Origin of the sequence: Sphingomonas caeni, from assembly GCF_026013415.1 — a bacterium.
In the GTDB taxonomy this organism is placed as follows: Bacteria; Pseudomonadota; Alphaproteobacteria; order Sphingomonadales; family Sphingomonadaceae; genus Sphingomonas; species Sphingomonas caeni.
This window is the reverse complement of sequence record NZ_JAPDOK010000003.1, coordinates 549,418-565,301: the sequence shown is the minus strand read 5'-3', so window position 1 is coordinate 565,301 and position 15,884 is coordinate 549,418. Positions and strand designations below refer to the sequence as shown.

17 protein-coding genes are annotated in these 15,884 nt (G+C 65.4%); all 17 read right to left on the bottom strand.

From position 1 onward, the window contains the following. Window positions 1–70: 70 nt before the first annotated feature. The gene (locus tag OF829_RS11400) at window positions 71–331 is read right to left on the bottom strand and encodes a DUF1467 family protein (RefSeq protein WP_264940145.1); all 261 of its coding nucleotides are present in this window, start codon (window positions 329–331) and stop codon (window positions 71–73) included. Beyond that, window positions 328–1,962 carry a ribonuclease J gene (locus OF829_RS11395; RefSeq protein WP_264940144.1) on the bottom strand — a complete coding sequence of 545 codons (1,635 nt, stop codon included), beginning with the start codon at window positions 1,960–1,962 and terminating at the stop codon, window positions 328–330. The genes OF829_RS11400 and OF829_RS11395 overlap by 4 nt, the downstream gene beginning before the upstream one ends. A 129-nt stretch (window positions 1,963–2,091) precedes the next feature. Then, a complete protein-coding gene (locus tag OF829_RS11390) occupies window positions 2,092–2,871 on the bottom strand; it encodes a type III pantothenate kinase (protein WP_264940143.1) in 780 nt (259 codons plus the stop codon). An 11-nt stretch (window positions 2,872–2,882) separates the two neighbouring features. Beyond that, window positions 2,883–3,608 carry a biotin--[acetyl-CoA-carboxylase] ligase gene (locus OF829_RS11385; protein ID WP_264940142.1) on the bottom strand — a complete coding sequence of 242 codons (726 nt, stop codon included), beginning with the start codon at window positions 3,606–3,608 and terminating at the stop codon, window positions 2,883–2,885. A 47-nt stretch (window positions 3,609–3,655) separates the two neighbouring features. Continuing rightward, on the bottom strand, window positions 3,656–5,101 hold the full coding sequence (nuoN, locus tag OF829_RS11380; protein ID WP_264940140.1) for an NADH-quinone oxidoreductase subunit NuoN: 1,446 nt from the start codon (window positions 5,099–5,101) through the stop codon (window positions 3,656–3,658). After that, complete coding sequence (locus OF829_RS11375) at window positions 5,101–6,639, bottom strand: NADH-quinone oxidoreductase subunit M (RefSeq protein ID WP_264940139.1); 1,539 nt, start codon at window positions 6,637–6,639, stop codon at window positions 5,101–5,103. Before OF829_RS11375 ends, nuoN begins: the two co-directional genes overlap by 1 nt. Window positions 6,640–6,643: 4 nt before the next feature. Next, window positions 6,644–8,683 (bottom strand): NADH-quinone oxidoreductase subunit L, encoded by a 2,040-nt coding sequence (gene nuoL / locus OF829_RS11370; RefSeq protein WP_264940137.1) that lies wholly within the window; start codon window positions 8,681–8,683, stop codon window positions 6,644–6,646. Further along, window positions 8,683–8,988: an NADH-quinone oxidoreductase subunit NuoK gene (gene nuoK, locus OF829_RS11365; RefSeq protein WP_264940136.1), complete on the bottom strand. Its 306-nt coding sequence runs from the start codon at window positions 8,986–8,988 to the stop codon at window positions 8,683–8,685. Before nuoK ends, nuoL begins: the two co-directional genes overlap by 1 nt. Continuing rightward, window positions 8,985–9,596 carry an NADH-quinone oxidoreductase subunit J gene (locus OF829_RS11360; protein ID WP_264940134.1) on the bottom strand — a complete coding sequence of 204 codons (612 nt, stop codon included), beginning with the start codon at window positions 9,594–9,596 and terminating at the stop codon, window positions 8,985–8,987. Before OF829_RS11360 ends, nuoK begins: the two co-directional genes overlap by 4 nt. Before the next feature lie 135 nt (window positions 9,597–9,731). Then, window positions 9,732–10,217, bottom strand: a complete 486-nt coding sequence (gene nuoI / locus OF829_RS11355) for an NADH-quinone oxidoreductase subunit NuoI (RefSeq protein WP_264940133.1) — start codon at window positions 10,215–10,217, stop codon at window positions 9,732–9,734. Next, window positions 10,214–10,735 (bottom strand): hypothetical protein, encoded by a 522-nt coding sequence (locus OF829_RS11350; protein ID WP_264940131.1) that lies wholly within the window; start codon window positions 10,733–10,735, stop codon window positions 10,214–10,216. Before OF829_RS11350 ends, nuoI begins: the two co-directional genes overlap by 4 nt. Beyond that, on the bottom strand, window positions 10,732–11,151 hold the full coding sequence (locus OF829_RS11345; protein WP_264940130.1) for a hypothetical protein: 420 nt from the start codon (window positions 11,149–11,151) through the stop codon (window positions 10,732–10,734). Before OF829_RS11345 ends, OF829_RS11350 begins: the two co-directional genes overlap by 4 nt. Next, window positions 11,148–11,888: a hypothetical protein gene (locus OF829_RS11340; RefSeq protein ID WP_264940129.1), complete on the bottom strand. Its 741-nt coding sequence runs from the start codon at window positions 11,886–11,888 to the stop codon at window positions 11,148–11,150. Before OF829_RS11340 ends, OF829_RS11345 begins: the two co-directional genes overlap by 4 nt. Beyond that, window positions 11,885–12,937, bottom strand: a complete 1,053-nt coding sequence (gene nuoH, locus OF829_RS11335; RefSeq protein WP_264940128.1) for an NADH-quinone oxidoreductase subunit NuoH — start codon at window positions 12,935–12,937, stop codon at window positions 11,885–11,887. The genes OF829_RS11340 and nuoH overlap by 4 nt, the downstream gene beginning before the upstream one ends. After that, a complete protein-coding gene (locus OF829_RS11330; RefSeq protein WP_264940127.1) occupies window positions 12,934–13,206 on the bottom strand; it encodes a hypothetical protein in 273 nt (90 codons plus the stop codon). Before OF829_RS11330 ends, nuoH begins: the two co-directional genes overlap by 4 nt. Next, window positions 13,203–15,209: an NADH-quinone oxidoreductase subunit NuoG gene (gene nuoG / locus OF829_RS11325; protein ID WP_264940126.1), complete on the bottom strand. Its 2,007-nt coding sequence runs from the start codon at window positions 15,207–15,209 to the stop codon at window positions 13,203–13,205. The genes OF829_RS11330 and nuoG overlap by 4 nt, the downstream gene beginning before the upstream one ends. Further along, window positions 15,209–15,697 carry a hypothetical protein gene (locus OF829_RS11320; RefSeq protein ID WP_264940125.1) on the bottom strand — a complete coding sequence of 163 codons (489 nt, stop codon included), beginning with the start codon at window positions 15,695–15,697 and terminating at the stop codon, window positions 15,209–15,211. The genes nuoG and OF829_RS11320 overlap by 1 nt, the downstream gene beginning before the upstream one ends. Window positions 15,698–15,884 lie beyond the last annotated feature (187 nt).

Below are 15,884 nucleotides of genomic sequence, written 5' to 3'. Positions count from 1 at the left end.
TCGCTCGTCGACCGGGTCTTAGTCCGATAACAGAAACTGCGCAATTATTGTTATTTCGGGCAGCCTCGATTCAGCGCGTCCAGTCGAGCATCTCAACGGTCACCCAGCCGAAGACATAGTTGAGATAGAAGAGCGAGAACAACACGGTCGCGACGATCGTGGTGCGGATGACGATGCGCCTGGGATCGAAGCCGTGCGGGGCGCTTTCGGCCTGGCCGGGAACGAGATCGACACCGGCCTCCTGCGCGGTCTTCACGCCGAAGGGCAGGACGAAGAAGACCGAAAAGGCCCAGAACAGCGCATAGATCGCGAGCGCGGACTTCCAGTTCATGTCTCGATCACCAGCACGTCGACGATCGGCTTCTTGCCGGTGAAGCGCGTCGCGGTGCGGCGGACGGCAAGGCGGAGCGCTTCGCGCAGCGCATCGCCGCCGCTCTTGCCGGCGCGGACGGCCTCGGCCGCAGCCTGCGCGGCCTCCTCGATGAACTTGTCGCGGTCCTCCTCGACGGGGACGCCCTGGACGCGGACCTGCGGCGAGCCGAGCAGGCGGCCGTCCTTGAGCGCCACCGCGACCGAGATCTGGCCATAGAGCGCGATCCGCCGCCGCTCGTTGATCGTCGCGCCATCGGCGGGGAGGATGATGTCGCCGTCGAGGACGAGGCGGCCGGCTGGGGCCTCGCCGATCTTGTGCGGCTTGCCCGGCGCGAGGCGGATGATGTCGCCATTGGTCTGCTCGATCGCGGTGGGGATGCCCTGCGAACGGCCGAACCGCGCCTGCTCGTGCATGTGGCGAACCTCGCCATGGACCGGCAGCAGGATCTGCGGGCGGATCCAGCGGTACATTTCGGCGAGTTCGGGGCGACCGGGATGCCCGGAGACATGGATGAAGGCCTGACGATCGGTGACGATATCGACGCCCGATTCGGCGAGCAGGTTCATGATCCGGCCGATCGCGATCTCGTTGCCGGGGATCTGGCGCGACGAGAAGAGGACGAGATCGCCCTTGCCCAGCTTGACCTGATGCTGCCCCTCGGCGATGCGCGCGAGCGCCGCGCGGGGCTCGCCCTGCCCGCCGGTGGCGACGATCAGCACGCGTCCGGGCGGGAGCGTCATCGCGGTATCGAAGTCCACCGTATCGGGGAAATCGCGCAGATAGCCGGTCTGCTTGGCGACGCGCAGGATGCGGTCGAGCGAACGGCCCGCGACGCACAGTTCGCGGCCCGTGTCGCGCGCCACTTCGCCCAGCGTCTGCAGCCGCGCGGCGTTGGAGGCGAAGGTGGTGACGAGCACCCTGCCCTTCGCGGCGCCGATCACCTCGTCGAGCCCCTTGCGGACCTCGCCCTCCGATCCCGAGGCTTCGGGATTGAAGACGTTGGTCGAATCGCAGACCAAAGCGAGCACGCCCTGATCGCCGATCGCGGTCAGCTCCGCGGCGGTCGATGCGCCGCCGAGCGAGGGCGTGTCGTCGAGCTTCCAGTCACCGGTGTGGAAGATGCGGCCATAGGGCGTTACGATCTCGACCGCATTGCCCTCGGGGATCGAGTGGGCCAGCGGCACGTAGCGGATCGTGAAGGGCCCGAGCGCGAAGGCTTCCTCGTCGTTCACGACGTTGAGCTTCACCCGGTCTTCGATCCCCTCCTCTTCGAGCTTGCCCCGGATCAGGCCCGCGGTGAACGGCGTGGCATAGAGCGGCACGTCGAGCTCGCCCGCCAGATAGGGAAGCGCGCCGATATGGTCCTCATGGCCATGGGTGAGGACGATGCCGAGCAGGTCGTCGAGCCGCTCCTCGATGAACTGGAGGTCGGGCAGGATCACATCGACGCCGGGATAGTCCGCGTTGCCGAAGGTGATGCCGCAATCGACCATCAGCCACTTGCCCTCGGTGCCATAGAGATTGACGTTCATGCCGATCTCGCCCGAGCCGCCGAGCGCGAGGAAGAGGAGTTCTTTGCCGGGGTTCACTGGGTTCCTGTCATGATTGGGACGTGCCCTTATTTCCGTTCGTCCTGAGCTTGCCGAAGGGCCGTTCTTCTTCTTCCGCCCTAGGAGGAAAGACGGGGCTTCGACAAGCTCAGCCCGAACGGTTGAAGGTTATACCTTGCTCCGTTCCCAGAGCATGGCGAGCCCCTGGATCGTCAGATCGGGCTCGATCACGTCGAACACCGGGGTCTGCTTCTCGAACAGCACCGCGAGGCCGCCGGTGGCGATTACCTTCGACGGGCGCCCGATCTCGGCCTTGGTGCGCGCGACCAGCCCTTCGATCATCGCGACATAGCCCCAATAGATGCCGATCTGCATCTGATCGACGGTGTTGCGGCCGATCACGCTGTTATTGCCGTGCGGCGCCTCGATCGCGATCCGGGGCAGCTTCGCCGCGGCGGTGACGAGCGCGTCGAGCGACAGGTTGATGCCCGGGGCGATCACCCCGCCCTTGTAGGTGCCCTTGAAGTCGATCACGTCGAAGGTGGTCGCGGTGCCGAAATCGATGATGATCAGGTCGCCGGGATGATTGGCATGCGCCGCGATGCAGTTGAGCGCGCGGTCGGCGCCGAGCTGCTCGGGTTCCTCGACATCGAGCTGGAATCCCCAGCCCGCATCGCCCTTCCCCGCGATCACGGCCTCGGTCTTGAAATATTTCTGCGCGAGCACCTGGAGATTGTGGAGCGCGCGGGGAACCACGGTGCCGATGATCACGCCGGTGACGGTCGCCATGGTGAAGCCTTCGAGGCCGAGCAACTGGCTGAGCCACACGGCATATTCGTCAGCGGTGCGGCGCGGATCGGTGGCGATGCGCCAGCGCGCGCGGATCTGGCCACTCTCCACAAGGGCGAAGACGATATTGGTGTTTCCGGCATCGACCGCGAGCAGCATGGGGTTGGTCCTCAGATCAGGAACACATCGGCGGCGTGAATGACATGGCTGGTGCCATCGGCCAAGCGCAGGGTGAGCGCGCCGTCCGCATCGAGGCCCTGGAACAGCCCGTCGATCGCACTGCCGTCGGAAAGGCGCGCGGTGAGCGCGGTGCCGATCGGATGCGCGCGGGCGAGCCAGCGCTCGCGCACCGGGCCGAGGCCTTCGCGCCATTTGGCGATCCAGCGGGCGACGCTTTCGGCGAGGACGTCCGCGAAGATTTCGGGCGCGACCGTGGCGCCGTGCGCCGCGAGGCTGGTGGTGGGGCGTTCGAGATTTTCGGGGTGGTGGGCGAGGTTCACTCCGAACCCGATCACCACAGCATCTCCAGTGCGCTCCAAGAGAATACCGGAGAGTTTCGCACCATCGATCAGCAAATCGTTGGGCCATTTGATCACTACCTCGTCATCCCGGCGAAAGCCGGGACCCAGAGTCACGCAGGCTGCCGCCCGGAACTCTGGGTCCCGGCTTTCGCCGGGATGACGGAAGGTGGAGATGGCTTCCTCCAGAGCTACCGCAGCAACAAGCGCCAGCGTCGCCGGACCCGGATCGCCGGGCCGCACCCGAATCAGCGTGCTGCCGTAGAAATTCCCCGGCGGCGATTCCCACGCCCTGCCCTGCCGGCCGCGCCCGCCGGTCTGGCGCTCGGCACGCAGCCACAGTCCTTCGGTTGCGCCCGAACGGGCCAGCTCGAGCATATCGGCATTGGTCGAGCCCGTCTCGGCGACGGTCCGGATGACGATAGTCAGAACAGCGACTTTGCGGCGAGCGCGGTCCAAGCCGAAAGGCAGGGCAGCACGAGCATCCCCAGCGGTGAGATCGCGACCGAGGCCGCGAGCAGCAGGCCGCCCTCGACCAGCCCGGGCCTGCCCTCGTACTTCGGCGCGGGATCGTCGAAATACATGCGCTTGATGATGCTCAGATAGTAGAACGCCCCCGGCACCGAGCCGATAATGCCGAGCACCGCGAGCGGGAACAGCCCCGCCGCGGTCGCGGCGTTGAACACCTCCAGCTTGGCGAAGAAGCCGAGCAGCGGCGGGATGCCCGCCAGCGCAAACATGAAGATCATCATCGCCAGTGCGAGGCCCGGACGGGTGCGCGACATGCCGGCCATGCTGTCGAGGCTCTCGATCGCGTTGCCCTCGGCGTCGCGCATCTGGAGCACGACGAGGAAGCAGCCGAGCGTCATCACGACATAGACCGCCATGTAGAACAGCACCGAGGCGACGCCCGCCTGCGTCCCCGCGGCGAGGCCGATCAGCGCGAAGCCGACATTGTTGATCGACGAGTAAGCGAGCAGCCGCTTGATGTTCTTCTGCCCGATCGCGCCGAACGCGCCGAGCGCGATCGAGGCGAGCGCGGCGAAGACGACGATCTGGCGCCAGTCATGGACGGCGGGGCCCATCGCCTCGGTCGCGACGCGCACCGCCATCGCCATCGCCGCCATCTTGGGCGCGCTGGCGAAGAAAGCGGTGACCGGGGTCGGGGCACCCTCATAGACGTCGGGGGTCCACATGTGGAACGGAACCGCGCTGATCTTGAAGGCGAGCCCGGCGAAGACGAAGACGAGGCCGAACAGCAGCCCGGTCGACTTCGGGCCCGCATAGGCCTGGGCGATATCGGTGAAGAGCGTGGTGCCGCTGAAGCCGTATACGAGCGAAATGCCGTAGAGCAGGATGCCCGAGGCGAGCGCGCCGAGGACGAAATATTTGAGGCCCGCCTCGGCCGAGCGCGCGTCGCGGCGCATGAAGCTGGCGAGGACATAGGCCGAGAGGCTCTGGAGCTCGAGCCCGACATAGAGCGACATGAGGTCCCCCGCCGAGACCATCATTCCCATGCCGGCGGCGCTGAGCAGGATCAGCACCGGATATTCGGGGCGGAGATCGTCGCCGCTGGTGGTCGCGAAGAATTTGGGGGCGATCAGGATCGAAACCGCGGCGGCGGCGAAGATCACCGCCTTGGCGAAGGCCGCGAACATGTCCGCGCGGTAGAGCCCGCCGAACGCGCTGCCGCCCGCGGAAGCCGGGCCCATCAGCGAGATGCCCGCGCCGATCAGCACTGCGACCGCGGCGAGGCTGACCGCGCGGGTCGAGCCCTGCCCGCCCCAGGCTGCGACGAGCATCAGCAGGATCGCGCCGAGGCCGAGCACGACCTCGGGCAGCGTCATCAGCAATTGTGCCGAATAGCCCATCAGTGTGCCTCCCCATGCGCTTCATGGGCGGGCTTGGCCGCGGGGTGGCCGGCAGTGGGGAGCGAATCCCCCTTGGGGCTCGCGCGCTCGATCCGGGCGACGAGGCGTTCGGTGTCGGCGCGCATCGGCTTGAGGAAGCTTTCGGGATAGACACCCATCCACAGCACCACCGCCGCGATCGGCGCGAGGGTGAGGATTTCGCGCAAGCTCAGGTCCGGCATCGCCTTGACGTCGTCCTTGGTGAGATCACCGAACACGACGCGGCGATAGAGGTAGAGCATGTATGCGGCGCCGAGGATGATGCCGGTGGTGCACAGCAAGGTCATCGTGGTCGAGACCTTGTACATCCCCGCAAGGCCCAGGAACTCGCCGACGAAGTTGCTCGTGCCGGGCAGCCCGACCGAGGCCATGGTGAAGAGCATGAACAGGGCGGCGTAGCGCGGCATGTTGATCGCGAGGCCACCGTATCGGTCGATCTCGCGGGTGTGGAGCCGGTCATAGATCACGCCGACGCACAGGAAGAGCGCGCCCGAGACGAGGCCGTGGCCGAGCATGACCATCATGCCGCCCTCGATCCCCTGCTGGTTGAACGCGAACAGCCCGCCCGTCACGATCGCCATATGGGCGACCGAGGAATAGGCGATCAGCTTCTTCATGTCCGACTGCACCAGCGCGACCAGCGAGGTGTAAATCACCGCGACGGCGCTGAGCCCGAAGATGAGCCAGACGAGCTGCGCCGAGGCCTCCGGGAACATCGGCAGCGAGAAGCGCAGGAAGCCGTAGCCGCCGAGCTTCAGCAGCACGCCCGCCAGGATCACCGAACCCGCGGTGGGCGCCTGCACGTGCGCGTCGGGAAGCCAGGTGTGGACCGGCCACATCGGCATCTTGACCGCGAAGCTCGCGAAGAAGGCGAGCCAAAGCCAGGTCTGCACATGCGGATCGAAGTCGTACGCCATCAGCTTCGGGATGTCCGAGGTGCCCGCGACCCCGATCATGTAGAGCATCGCGATCAGCATCACGACCGAGCCGAGCAGCGTGTAGAGGAAGAATTTGTACGACGCGTAGATGCGGTTCGCGCCGCCCCAGATGCCGATGATCAGGTACATCGGGATCAAGCCGGCCTCGAAGAAGACGTAGAAGAGCAGCAGGTCCTGCGCCGCGAAGGTGCCGATCATCAGCACCTCGGTGACGAGGAAGGCGGCCATATACTCGGGCACGCGCTTCTCGATCGCTTCCCAGCTGGCGAGGATGCAGATCGGCATCAGGAAGACGCTGAGCATGATCAGCATCAGCGCGAAACCGTCGATCCCGAGGGCGTATGCAAAGCGCCCGAACACCGGCTGGAACTCGACAAACTGCCACTGCGCGGCGTGCGGGCCGAGATCGAAGCTCGCCCACAGCCAGCAGCCGAGCGCGAAATCGACCAAAGTCGCGATCAGCGCGATCCAGCGCGCGGTCGCGGCGTTCGTGTAGAGGCACAGGATCGCCGCAACGGCCGGAACCGCGAGCATGATCGACAGGATGGGAAAATGCTCCATTGCCTCAGCCCACCATGAACCAGGTGATCGCGGCGGTGAGGCCGATCAGCATGACGAAGGCATAGGCGTAGAGATATCCCGATTGCAGGCGGACCGCCCCGGCGCTGCCGAGCGCGACCAGCCTGGCGAAGCCGTTGGGCCCGAAACGGTCGATCGTCCCCTCGTCGCCCGCCTTCCACAGCAGGCGGCCGATCGCGAAGGCGGGCTTCACGAACAGGAAATGGTAGATCTCGTCGAAATACCATTTGTTGAGCAGGAAGAGGTAGAGCGGGCGGAAGGCGCTGGCGAACGCAGCAGGGAAGGCCGGGAAGCGGATATAGGCCAGCCATCCGATCGCGAGCCCGCCGAGCATCGCGAAGGTCGCGCTCAGCTTCACCCACAGCGGCACCTCATGCATTGCGTGCATCAGATGCTCGTTGAACGCGACCGAGCCGCGCCAGAAATGCTCGCCTGCCTCGGGCTCGATGAAGAAGCCGTGGAAGACGAAGCCCGAAGCGACCGCGCCGACGGTCAGCAGCACCAGCGGCACCAGCATCGTCCAGGGGCTCTCGTGCGGATGATAGCCGCCGGTGCCGGTCGCGGGCGCGTGATGGTCATGGCCGTGATGATCGTCAGCCCCATGCGCATGGTCGTGGAGCGCGTGCTGGATATGCTCGGAGGCGGCCCAGCGCGGCTTGCCGTAGAAGGTCAGGAAGATCAGCCGCCAGCTGTAGAAGCTGGTGATCAGCGCGACGATCACCCCGATCCAGAACGCGCTCGGGAAGCCCGCCGCCCAGGCCGATTCGATGATCGCGTCCTTCGAATGGAAGCCGGCGAAGCCGATCGCGAGCGGGTTGCCGAGCACCGCGGGGATGCCGACGCCGGTTATCGCGAGCGTACCCGCCATCATCGTCCAGAAGGTGACCGGGATCTCCTTACGGAGCCCGCCATAATAGCGCATGTCCTGCTCGTGATGCATCGCGTGGATCACGCTGCCGGCGCCGAGGAACAGCAGCGCCTTGAAGAAGGCGTGGGTGAAGAGGTGGAACATCGCCGCGCCGTACGCGCCGACGCCCGCGGCGAAGAACATGTAGCCGAGCTGCGAGCAAGTCGAATAGGCGATCACGCGCTTGATGTCGGTCTGGGTGGTGCCCACGGTCGCGGCGAACAGGCAGGTCGCGGCGCCGACGAAGGTCACCACACCCATCGCGACATGGCTGGTCTCGAACATCGGCGACAGGCGGCACACCATGAACACGCCCGCGGTCACCATCGTCGCGGCGTGGATCAGCGCCGAGACGGGCGTCGGGCCCTCCATCGCGTCGGGCAACCAGGTGTGGAGCCCCAGCTGGGCCGACTTGCCCATCGCGCCGAGGAACAGCAGCAGGCACAGGATCGTCATCGTATCCCAGCGCTGGCCCAGGAAGCCGATGGTCGAGCCGCCCATGCTGGGCGCTTCGTGGAGGATCGTCGGGATATCGACGGTGCCGAAGACGAGGAAGGTGCCGAAGATGCCGAGCATGAAGCCGAGATCGCCGACGCGGTTGACCACGAAGGCCTTGATCGCGGCGGCGTTGGCCGAGGGTTTCTTGAACCAGAAGCCGATCAGCAGGTACGAGGCGAGGCCGACGCCTTCCCAGCCGAAGAACATCTGGACCAGGTTGTTCGCGGTCACCAGCATCAGCATCGCGAAGGTGAACAGGCTCAGATAGGCGAAGAAGCGCGGCTGGTCCGGATCCTCCTCCATATAGCCCCAGCTATAGAGGTGGACGAGCGACGAGACGCTGGTGATCACCACCAGCATGACCGCGGTCAGCGCGTCGACGCGCAGTGCCCATTCGACCTGCAGGTTGCCGGAAGCGATCCAGGTGAAGACCGGCGCGATGCTCGGCTCGGTGCCCTCACCCAGATAGTGGAGGAAGATCATCCACGAGAGCGCTGCCGATGCGAACAGCGCGCCCGTGGTCACCAGCTTGGGCAGGGTGCTGCCTGCGCCTTTGTTCGCAAGCCCCGCGACGGCAGCCGCCAGCAGCGGCAGGAAGACGAGATAATGGATCGCCGACATCAGCCCTTCATCCGATTGACGTCGTCGACCGAGATCGTGCCGCGGCCGCGGAAATAGATGACGAGGATGGCGAGCCCGATCGCGGCCTCGCCCGCCGCGACGGTGAGCACGAACATCGCGAAGATCTGCCCCACCAGGTCATGCAGCGCCGCCGAGAAGGCGACGAGATTGAGGTTCACCGCGAGCAGGATCAGCTCGATCGCCATCAGGATGACGATCAGGTTCTTGCGGTTGATGAAGATGCCCGCGACGCCCAGCACGAAGAGGATCGCCGAGACGACGAGATAGTGGGTGACGGAGATCATAACTCGACCCCCTGCCCGACCTTCGGCTGCATGTTGCGCGTCGCGTCCTTCTGGCGGCGGTTGATCTGGCGGTTGATGTTCTGCTTGTGGACGTCGCTGCGGTTGCGGTGGGTCAGCACGATCGCGCCGATCATCGCCACCAGCAGCACCAGCCCCGCGCCTTCGAACACGAACAGATATTTGGTGTAGAGCAGGTTGCCGATCGCCTCGATGTTCGGGACCTTGTCGTCGACCGGCGCGATGCGGCGGCCAAGCTCGATCCCGCCCGCCTGCCACGCGCCGACCGCGAACACGATCTCCGCGGCGAGCGCCAGCGCCAGCGCTATCCCGACCGCGGCATAGCGGACAACGCCCGCGCGCAGCTCGGTGAAATCGATGTCGAGCATCATCACCACGAACAGGAACAGCACCGCGACCGCGCCGACATAGACGATGACCAGCAGCATCGCGATGAACTCGGCCCCGGCGAGCACCATCAGTCCCGCGGCGTTGAAGAATGCGAGGATCAGCCAGAGCACCGAGTGCACCGGATTGCGCGACAGGATCGTCATCGTGGCGGAGGCGATCACCACCGCTGCGAAGAGATAGAAGGCGATAAGCTGGATCAACGCACGCCCTCCGTCATCCCGGCGAAAGCCGGGACCCAGAGCCTCAAACGCTGTCCTTCGTGACCCTGGGCCCCGGCTTTCGCCGGGGTGACGGTCGAGGCGTGAATCATCGCGTGTCCCACTGTTGCGGCGCGCTTAACGGTACGGTGCATCGGCGGCAAGGTTCGCGGCGATCGCGCGTTCCCAGCGATCGCCGTTGGCGAGCAGTTTCGACTTGTCGTAGATCAATTCCTCGCGCGTTTCGGTGGCGAATTCGAAATTCGGGCCCTCGACGATCGCATCCACCGGGCACGCCTCCTGGCAGAGGCCGCAATAGATGCACTTGGTCATGTCGATGTCGTAGCGCGTGGTCCGGCGGCTGCCGTCCTCGCGCGGCTCGGCCTCGATCGTGATCGCCAGCGCCGGGCACACCGCCTCGCACAGCTTGCACGCGATGCAACGCTCCTCGCCATTGGGATAGCGGCGCAGCGCATGCTCGCCGCGGAAACGGGGCGAGATCGGGTTCTTCTCGTACGGATAGTTGATCGTCGCCTTGGGCTTGAAGAAATAGCTCAGCGTCAGCGCGTGCGCCTTGACGAACTCCCACAGGGTGAAGGAGCGGATGGTTTGGGCGATACTCATTGATTGATACCCTTGAATGCGGCCCATGCCGACCTTCCGGTGCGCAGCGTGCACGCGCCGTCGTAGCGCTTGGCGACGGGGCCATCGGCGGACCAGCCGATCTGCTTCGCCCGACGACCCAGCGAGACCGACGCGGTGTGGTTCCGCCAATCGATCTTCGTGTCGAAGAACCCGCCCCCGTCGAGCGGTTCCCAGGTTTCGCCGTGCGGCCCCGGCCCCGTGCTTGGCGGAAAATCGATGCGGATGCTCGGCGGATAGCCGCCATTCCTCGCCACGCCCACGGCGAAAAGCAAAACCGGTGACATGCGCGGAAAATCGAGGACCCGATCCGGATCGACCACGTCGAGCCGCCGATCGCCCTTTCCGGCGCCGGACGCGGCGCCACGGGGATAGAAGAGCGCGACACGATGGCTCCGCGCCTCGCCGCCCTCGGGCAGGCGCTGCTCGACCTGGCAATCGAACAGGATGTCGGGCGGCGGAATCGCCGCACCAAGCGCGAGGGCGAGCGCGAGGATCATGCCGCCGCGCCCTCCACCACGTCGCAGCTGATCGGCCCGCTGGCGCCATAGGCGATGGTTTCGCTCATCATGCCCTGGTTGACATAGTAACGGCCTTCATACTGGCCGGCTTCGTTGCGGCTCAGCCGGACCTGCGCGCCATGGCCGGTCTTCGTCACTTTCGAGCGCAATAGGATGGTGCTGACGCTGCCCTGTTTCCCGCGCTTGACCGACCAGCCGCGCCGATTGGGGCTGATCCTGCCATGATCGTCGCCCAGTAGATTCTCCGCATCCTCGAAGCTGACGCCGCGGCCGCCATCGAGCATGATCACCACGCGCGCAGTACGCGTGGTGCCGTCCTCAAAGCCGAGCGTGCAAGCGAGCTTCATCGGCTCCTCCGGCACTGCAAGGGCGAGGATGAGGGCGGCGGCGATCATGATGCTGGCGCGGGCATATCGGGCAAACGAGAGCAGGAAAGCTCCTCCTTGCCGTCGTTCAGCACCAGCTCTGCGCTGTCATATCCGAAATCCACGCGCCGCATCGTGAATTCAATCCCGCCATTCGAACCGGATACCAGCTTGAGAACGATGACCTTCCCTTGTCGAAAAGCAGAGATTTCCTCGATTTCCGCCCTGATATCACCGACTTCAAGAAGGTTAATATCGTCCGTCTTTTCGATCGTCACGATGCGGAATCCGCCACCTGCAGAATCAGGAGCAAAGCAGCCATACGTACCGCGATCGATACTTACTTTTTCGAGTGAAACCAGTTCGAGCGGAACATCCCTCGGCTCGAAAGTCGCCGAGCAGGTTCCGCTGAGCGCCTGACTGAACGCATTCGGATTGTCTGCAGTTGCCGTCTCGATGGCATAATCCGCGCTCGCTGCCGCTCCATCATAGTTACGGATTACCAGCCGCAACCGCGCATTCGTGCCGGGATTCTTCCAAGTATAGACGATGCCCGATGACAACGTCCCTTCGAGCTTTTCATAGGCATAACGACGCGGCTGAACCAGCGCTGGCAGATTCGCCCTCAGGTTGGCATCGTCAATCCGGTAAGCCAACGTGAAACCGTTTCCGGGCACATAGACTCGAAATGAAGTCGCGGCCCGGCAATCGAACGTCACGTCCGGGGGCATAGTTGAGCTGGCGAACAAAAGAAGCGCGGCGATCATCCCGTCAGCCCCACCCGCTCGACCATCAGCCAGCCCGAAATCAGGAACACGAAGATCAGCGAGAGCGGCAGGAAGATCTTCCAGCCCAGCCGCATCAGCTGGTCGTAGCGGTAGCGCGGGACGGTCGCCTTCACCCAGCTGAACAGGAAGAAGAAGAAGCCGATCTTGGCGAACAGCCAGAGGATGCCGGGGACCCAGTAGAGCGGCGCCCAGTCGACCGGCGGGAGATAGCCGCCCCAGAAGAGCGTCGCGTTGAGCGTGCACATCAGCAGGACGTTGGCATATTCGCCGAGCCAGAAGAGCGCGAAGCTCATCGACGAATATTCGGTCTGATAGCCCGCGACGAGCTCGGACTCGGCCTCGGTCAGGTCGAAGGGCGGGCGCGCGGTCTCGGCGAGCGAGGAGATGAAGAACACCACCGCCATCGGGAAGAGCAAGGGATTGAGGCCATAGGCGTTCACGACGTGGAAGATATGCCCCTTCTGCCCCTCGACGATGTCCGTGAGGTTGAAGCTGCCCGCGTAGAGCACCACCGAGATCAGCACGAAGCCGATCGCGACCTCATAAGACACCATCTGAGCAGCGGCGCGCAGCGCGCTGTAAAAGGGATATTTCGAGTTGGACGACCAGCCCGCGATGATCACCCCATAGACGCCGAGCGACGAGGCCGCGAGGACGTAGAGCACGCCGACATTGATGTTCGCGAGCACCACCCCCGCCTGGAACGGCACCACCGCCCACACGATCAGCGCGACCGTGAAGGTGATGATAGGCGCCATCAGGAACAGGCCCTTGTTGGCGCTCGACGGGATGATCGTTTCCTGGAGGAAGACCTTGAGCCCGTCGGCGAAGCTCTGGAGCAGGCCCCAGGGCCCGACCACGTTGGGCCCGCGCCGGAGCGCCATCGCCGCCCAGATTTTGCGGTCGGCATAGATGACCATCGCGACCGCGAGCATCAGCGGGAGTGCGATGAGGAGGATGCCGATGATGGTCGAGAGGAACCATGACCATTCGAAGGGCAAGCCGAAGGATTGGAAGAATGCGGTCACTTGGCCGCTCCCTGATTGGCAATCCACCGATCGATCCGCCACAGCAAGGCGGCGCCGAACAGCAGTATCGTTGCGCTGACAAGCGGCTGCACGAAGATGATCATGAACGCCCGCAGCCGGAACTCGGGGGGCACGGCATCGCCGAAATTGCGGTTCAGCTCGTCACCCATGGTCAGCGAGACCGTCACCGTCGCCACATAATACACCACGGCGAGCACCGTCATGATTTGCGGCATCCGGCGCATCACGATATCGAAGCCCCCGCTCACTCCGCCGCCTCCGCGAAAGTCTCGCCGTGGATCAGTTCGGCCGAGCAGCGCTGCATCGTCGGGCTGGCGCGGCAGATCGCGTTGGTGAGGTAGAAATCCTTGAGCGGATAGGCGATCTCGCCGCCTGCCTTGGCGCTGAGCTTGGGCGGCGCCCAGTCGTAGCGGACCAGCCCCTCCTGCCCCAGCGCGGGCACGTCAGCCGCCATCGCCGCACGCAGCTCGTCGAGATGGTCGAACGGCAGCGTGTGGCCGAGCTTGTCCGACAGCGCGCGCAGGATCGTCCAGTCCTCGCGCGCATCGCCGGGGGCGAACACCGCGCGTTCGCTGCGCTGGACGCGGCCCTCGAGGTTCACATAGGTGCCGGGCTTCTCGGCATAGCTCGCGCCCGGCAGCACCACGTCGGCATGGTGCGCGCCGGCATCGCCATGATGGCCGATATAGACCTTGAAGCTGCCCTCGAAGCGCGGGAAATCGACCTCGTCGGCGCCAAGGAAGAAGGTGAGCTTGGGCTGCGCGGCGAGGATGTCAGCCATGCCGCCGCGCTGGGCGAAGCCGAGCATCAGCGCGCCCATCCGCGCCGCCGCCAGGTGGATCACGCCGAAGCCGTTCCAGCCTTCACGGACGAGGTTCATCGGCTTGGCGAGCGCGAGCGCGGCGCCATGGCCCTTGGTGAGCGCGCCCGGCCCCAGGATCACCAGCGGCTGCTTCGCCCCGTCGAACGCCTGCACGACCTGTTCGGGCAGCTTGGCGAGCAGGCCGAGATCGTTGCCGAGCCATTCGACCTTGTAGGTGAGATCGACTTCGGGCCCGATCGCGAAGACCTTGGCGCCCTTCTTGATCGCCTTGCGCACGCGCGTGTTGATCAGCGACGCTTCCCAGCGCAGGTTCGAGCCGATCAGCAGGATCGCATCGGCATCCTCGACGCCGGCGATGGTGGGATTGAACGCCACCGCACCCAGATTGGTCACGTCATAGGCAAGGCCCGTCTGGCGGCTCTCGATCAGCCCCGATCCGAGCGAACGGACCAGCGCCTTGGCCGCGAACATCGTCTCGCAATCGACCAGATCGCCCGCGATCGCCGCGACGCTCGATCCGGCGTCCTTCGCGGCCTTGGCGATGGCGGCGAAGGCATCGTCCCAGCTCGCCTCGTAGAGCCGCCCGTCCTTGCGCACGAACGGCCGGTCGAGGCGCCGGCGGACCAGTCCGTCGACATGGTGGCGCGTCTTGTCGTGCGCCCATTCCTCGTTGACGTCCTCATTGATCCGCGGAAGCGCGCGCAGCACCTGGCGGCCGCGGCTGTCGAGCCGGATATTGGTGCCGACCGCGTCGGAGACGTCGATCGCCAGCGTCTTCTTGAGCTCCCAGGGCCGCGCCTCAAAGGCATAGGGCTTCGAGGTTAGCGCGCCGACCGGGCAGAGATCGACGACATTGCCGGAGAGTTCGCTGGTCACCGCCTTTTCGAGGTACGAGGTGATCTGCATGTCCTCGCCGCGATAGATGGCGCCGATCTCCTCGACCCCGGCGACCTCCTCGGCGAAGCGCACGCAGCGGGTGCACTGGATGCAACGGGTCATCACGGTCTTGACGACCGGGCCCATATATTTCTCGGTCACCGCGCGCTTGTTCTCGGTGTAGCGGCTGTGGCCGCGACCGTACGCGATCGACTGGTCCTGCAGGTCGCATTCGCCGCCCTGATCGCAGATCGGACAATCGAGCGGGTGGTTGATGAGCAGGAACTCCATCACGCCCTCGCGCGCGGCCTTCACCATCGCGCTGTCGGTGCGGATCTCCTGATTGTCGGCGGCGGGCAGCGCGCAGCTTGCCTGCGGCTTGGGCGGCCCGGGCTTCACCTCGACCAGGCACATGCGGCAATTGCCGGCGATCGACAGCCGCTCGTGATAGCAGAAACGCGGAATCTCCTTGCCCGCGGCCTCGCACGCCTGGAGCACGGTGGCGCCGGCGGGGACCTCGATTTCGATTCCGTCAACGGTAAGCTTGGGCATCAGTTATTCCCTGCGGGCGGCGTCGCGCTGCCCTCCGTGGCGTCTCGGTACAGGATTTCGGCGAACAGGCCCGACAGGACGGTCTTGCTGAACTTCACTTCCTGCCCCTCATATACGCACGGCCCCAGAAGCGGGCCCAGCACCGTATAGAGCCGGGCCTCCTCGGCGCTACCGATCCTGACGGTGACGATGGCGTGCGCGGTCGCCGGATCGGCCCGCACGACGCATTCGCCGAATTCGCGCAATGCGATCGCCTTGGCCGCGTCGGCATCGAGCGGCTGAGGCGCGCCCGCGCTGAAATTGGCCGGCCCCTGCGGCAATGCCGGCATCTGCCGCCCGAACCGCTCGCGATAGAGCGCGGTATAGAGTCCGCCGCGGAACAGGAGCGTGTTGAACCGCAGCTCGCCAGCAGCAAGGCAATCGTCGTTCGCCAGTTTGCCCAGCGCGCCAGCGTTTGCCTCGCTGGGAAACAGCGACAGCGCCGCCATCACACGCTTGCGATCGACATTGATGACACAGCTCGCAAATTCGACGATCGTAACGCGTGCTCGGTCTGCCGGAGATAGGCCGGCGTCGGGAATCACGGCCGGAGGTCCTGCGGGCGCGATCCGCGTACCCGTTTCCTGTGCCGCGGCGGGAAGCGCCAGCGTCAACCCGATGACTCCCAAGAGGAAA

Coding starts and splice junctions, on each gene's coding strand:
- OF829_RS11345 (WP_264940130.1), bottom strand. CDS start 11,151: ATGATCGCCGCCGCCCTCATCCTCGCCCTTGCAGTGCCGGAGGAGCCG.
- OF829_RS11385 (WP_264940142.1), bottom strand. CDS start 3,608: ATGCTCGAGCTGGCCCGTTCGGGCGCAACCGAAGGACTGTGGCTGCGT.
- nuoI (WP_264940133.1), bottom strand. CDS start 10,217: ATGAGTATCGCCCAAACCATCCGCTCCTTCACCCTGTGGGAGTTCGTC.
- OF829_RS11375 (WP_264940139.1), bottom strand. CDS start 6,639: ATGGAGCATTTTCCCATCCTGTCGATCATGCTCGCGGTTCCGGCCGTT.
- nuoG (WP_264940126.1), bottom strand. CDS start 15,209: ATGCCCAAGCTTACCGTTGACGGAATCGAAATCGAGGTCCCCGCCGGC.
- OF829_RS11350 (WP_264940131.1), bottom strand. CDS start 10,735: ATGATCCTCGCGCTCGCCCTCGCGCTTGGTGCGGCGATTCCGCCGCCC.
- OF829_RS11390 (WP_264940143.1), bottom strand. CDS start 2,871: ATGCTGCTCGCGGTCGATGCCGGAAACACCAATATCGTCTTCGCCCTT.
- OF829_RS11320 (WP_264940125.1), bottom strand. CDS start 15,697: ATGGCGGCGCTGTCGCTGTTTCCCAGCGAGGCAAACGCTGGCGCGCTG.
- nuoL (WP_264940137.1), bottom strand. CDS start 8,683: ATGTCGGCGATCCATTATCTCGTCTTCCTGCCGCTGCTGGCGGCTGCC.
- nuoK (WP_264940136.1), bottom strand. CDS start 8,988: ATGATCTCCGTCACCCACTATCTCGTCGTCTCGGCGATCCTCTTCGTG.
- OF829_RS11340 (WP_264940129.1), bottom strand. CDS start 11,888: ATGATCGCCGCGCTTCTTTTGTTCGCCAGCTCAACTATGCCCCCGGAC.
- OF829_RS11400 (WP_264940145.1), bottom strand. CDS start 331: ATGAACTGGAAGTCCGCGCTCGCGATCTATGCGCTGTTCTGGGCCTTT.
- nuoN (WP_264940140.1), bottom strand. CDS start 5,101: ATGGGCTATTCGGCACAATTGCTGATGACGCTGCCCGAGGTCGTGCTC.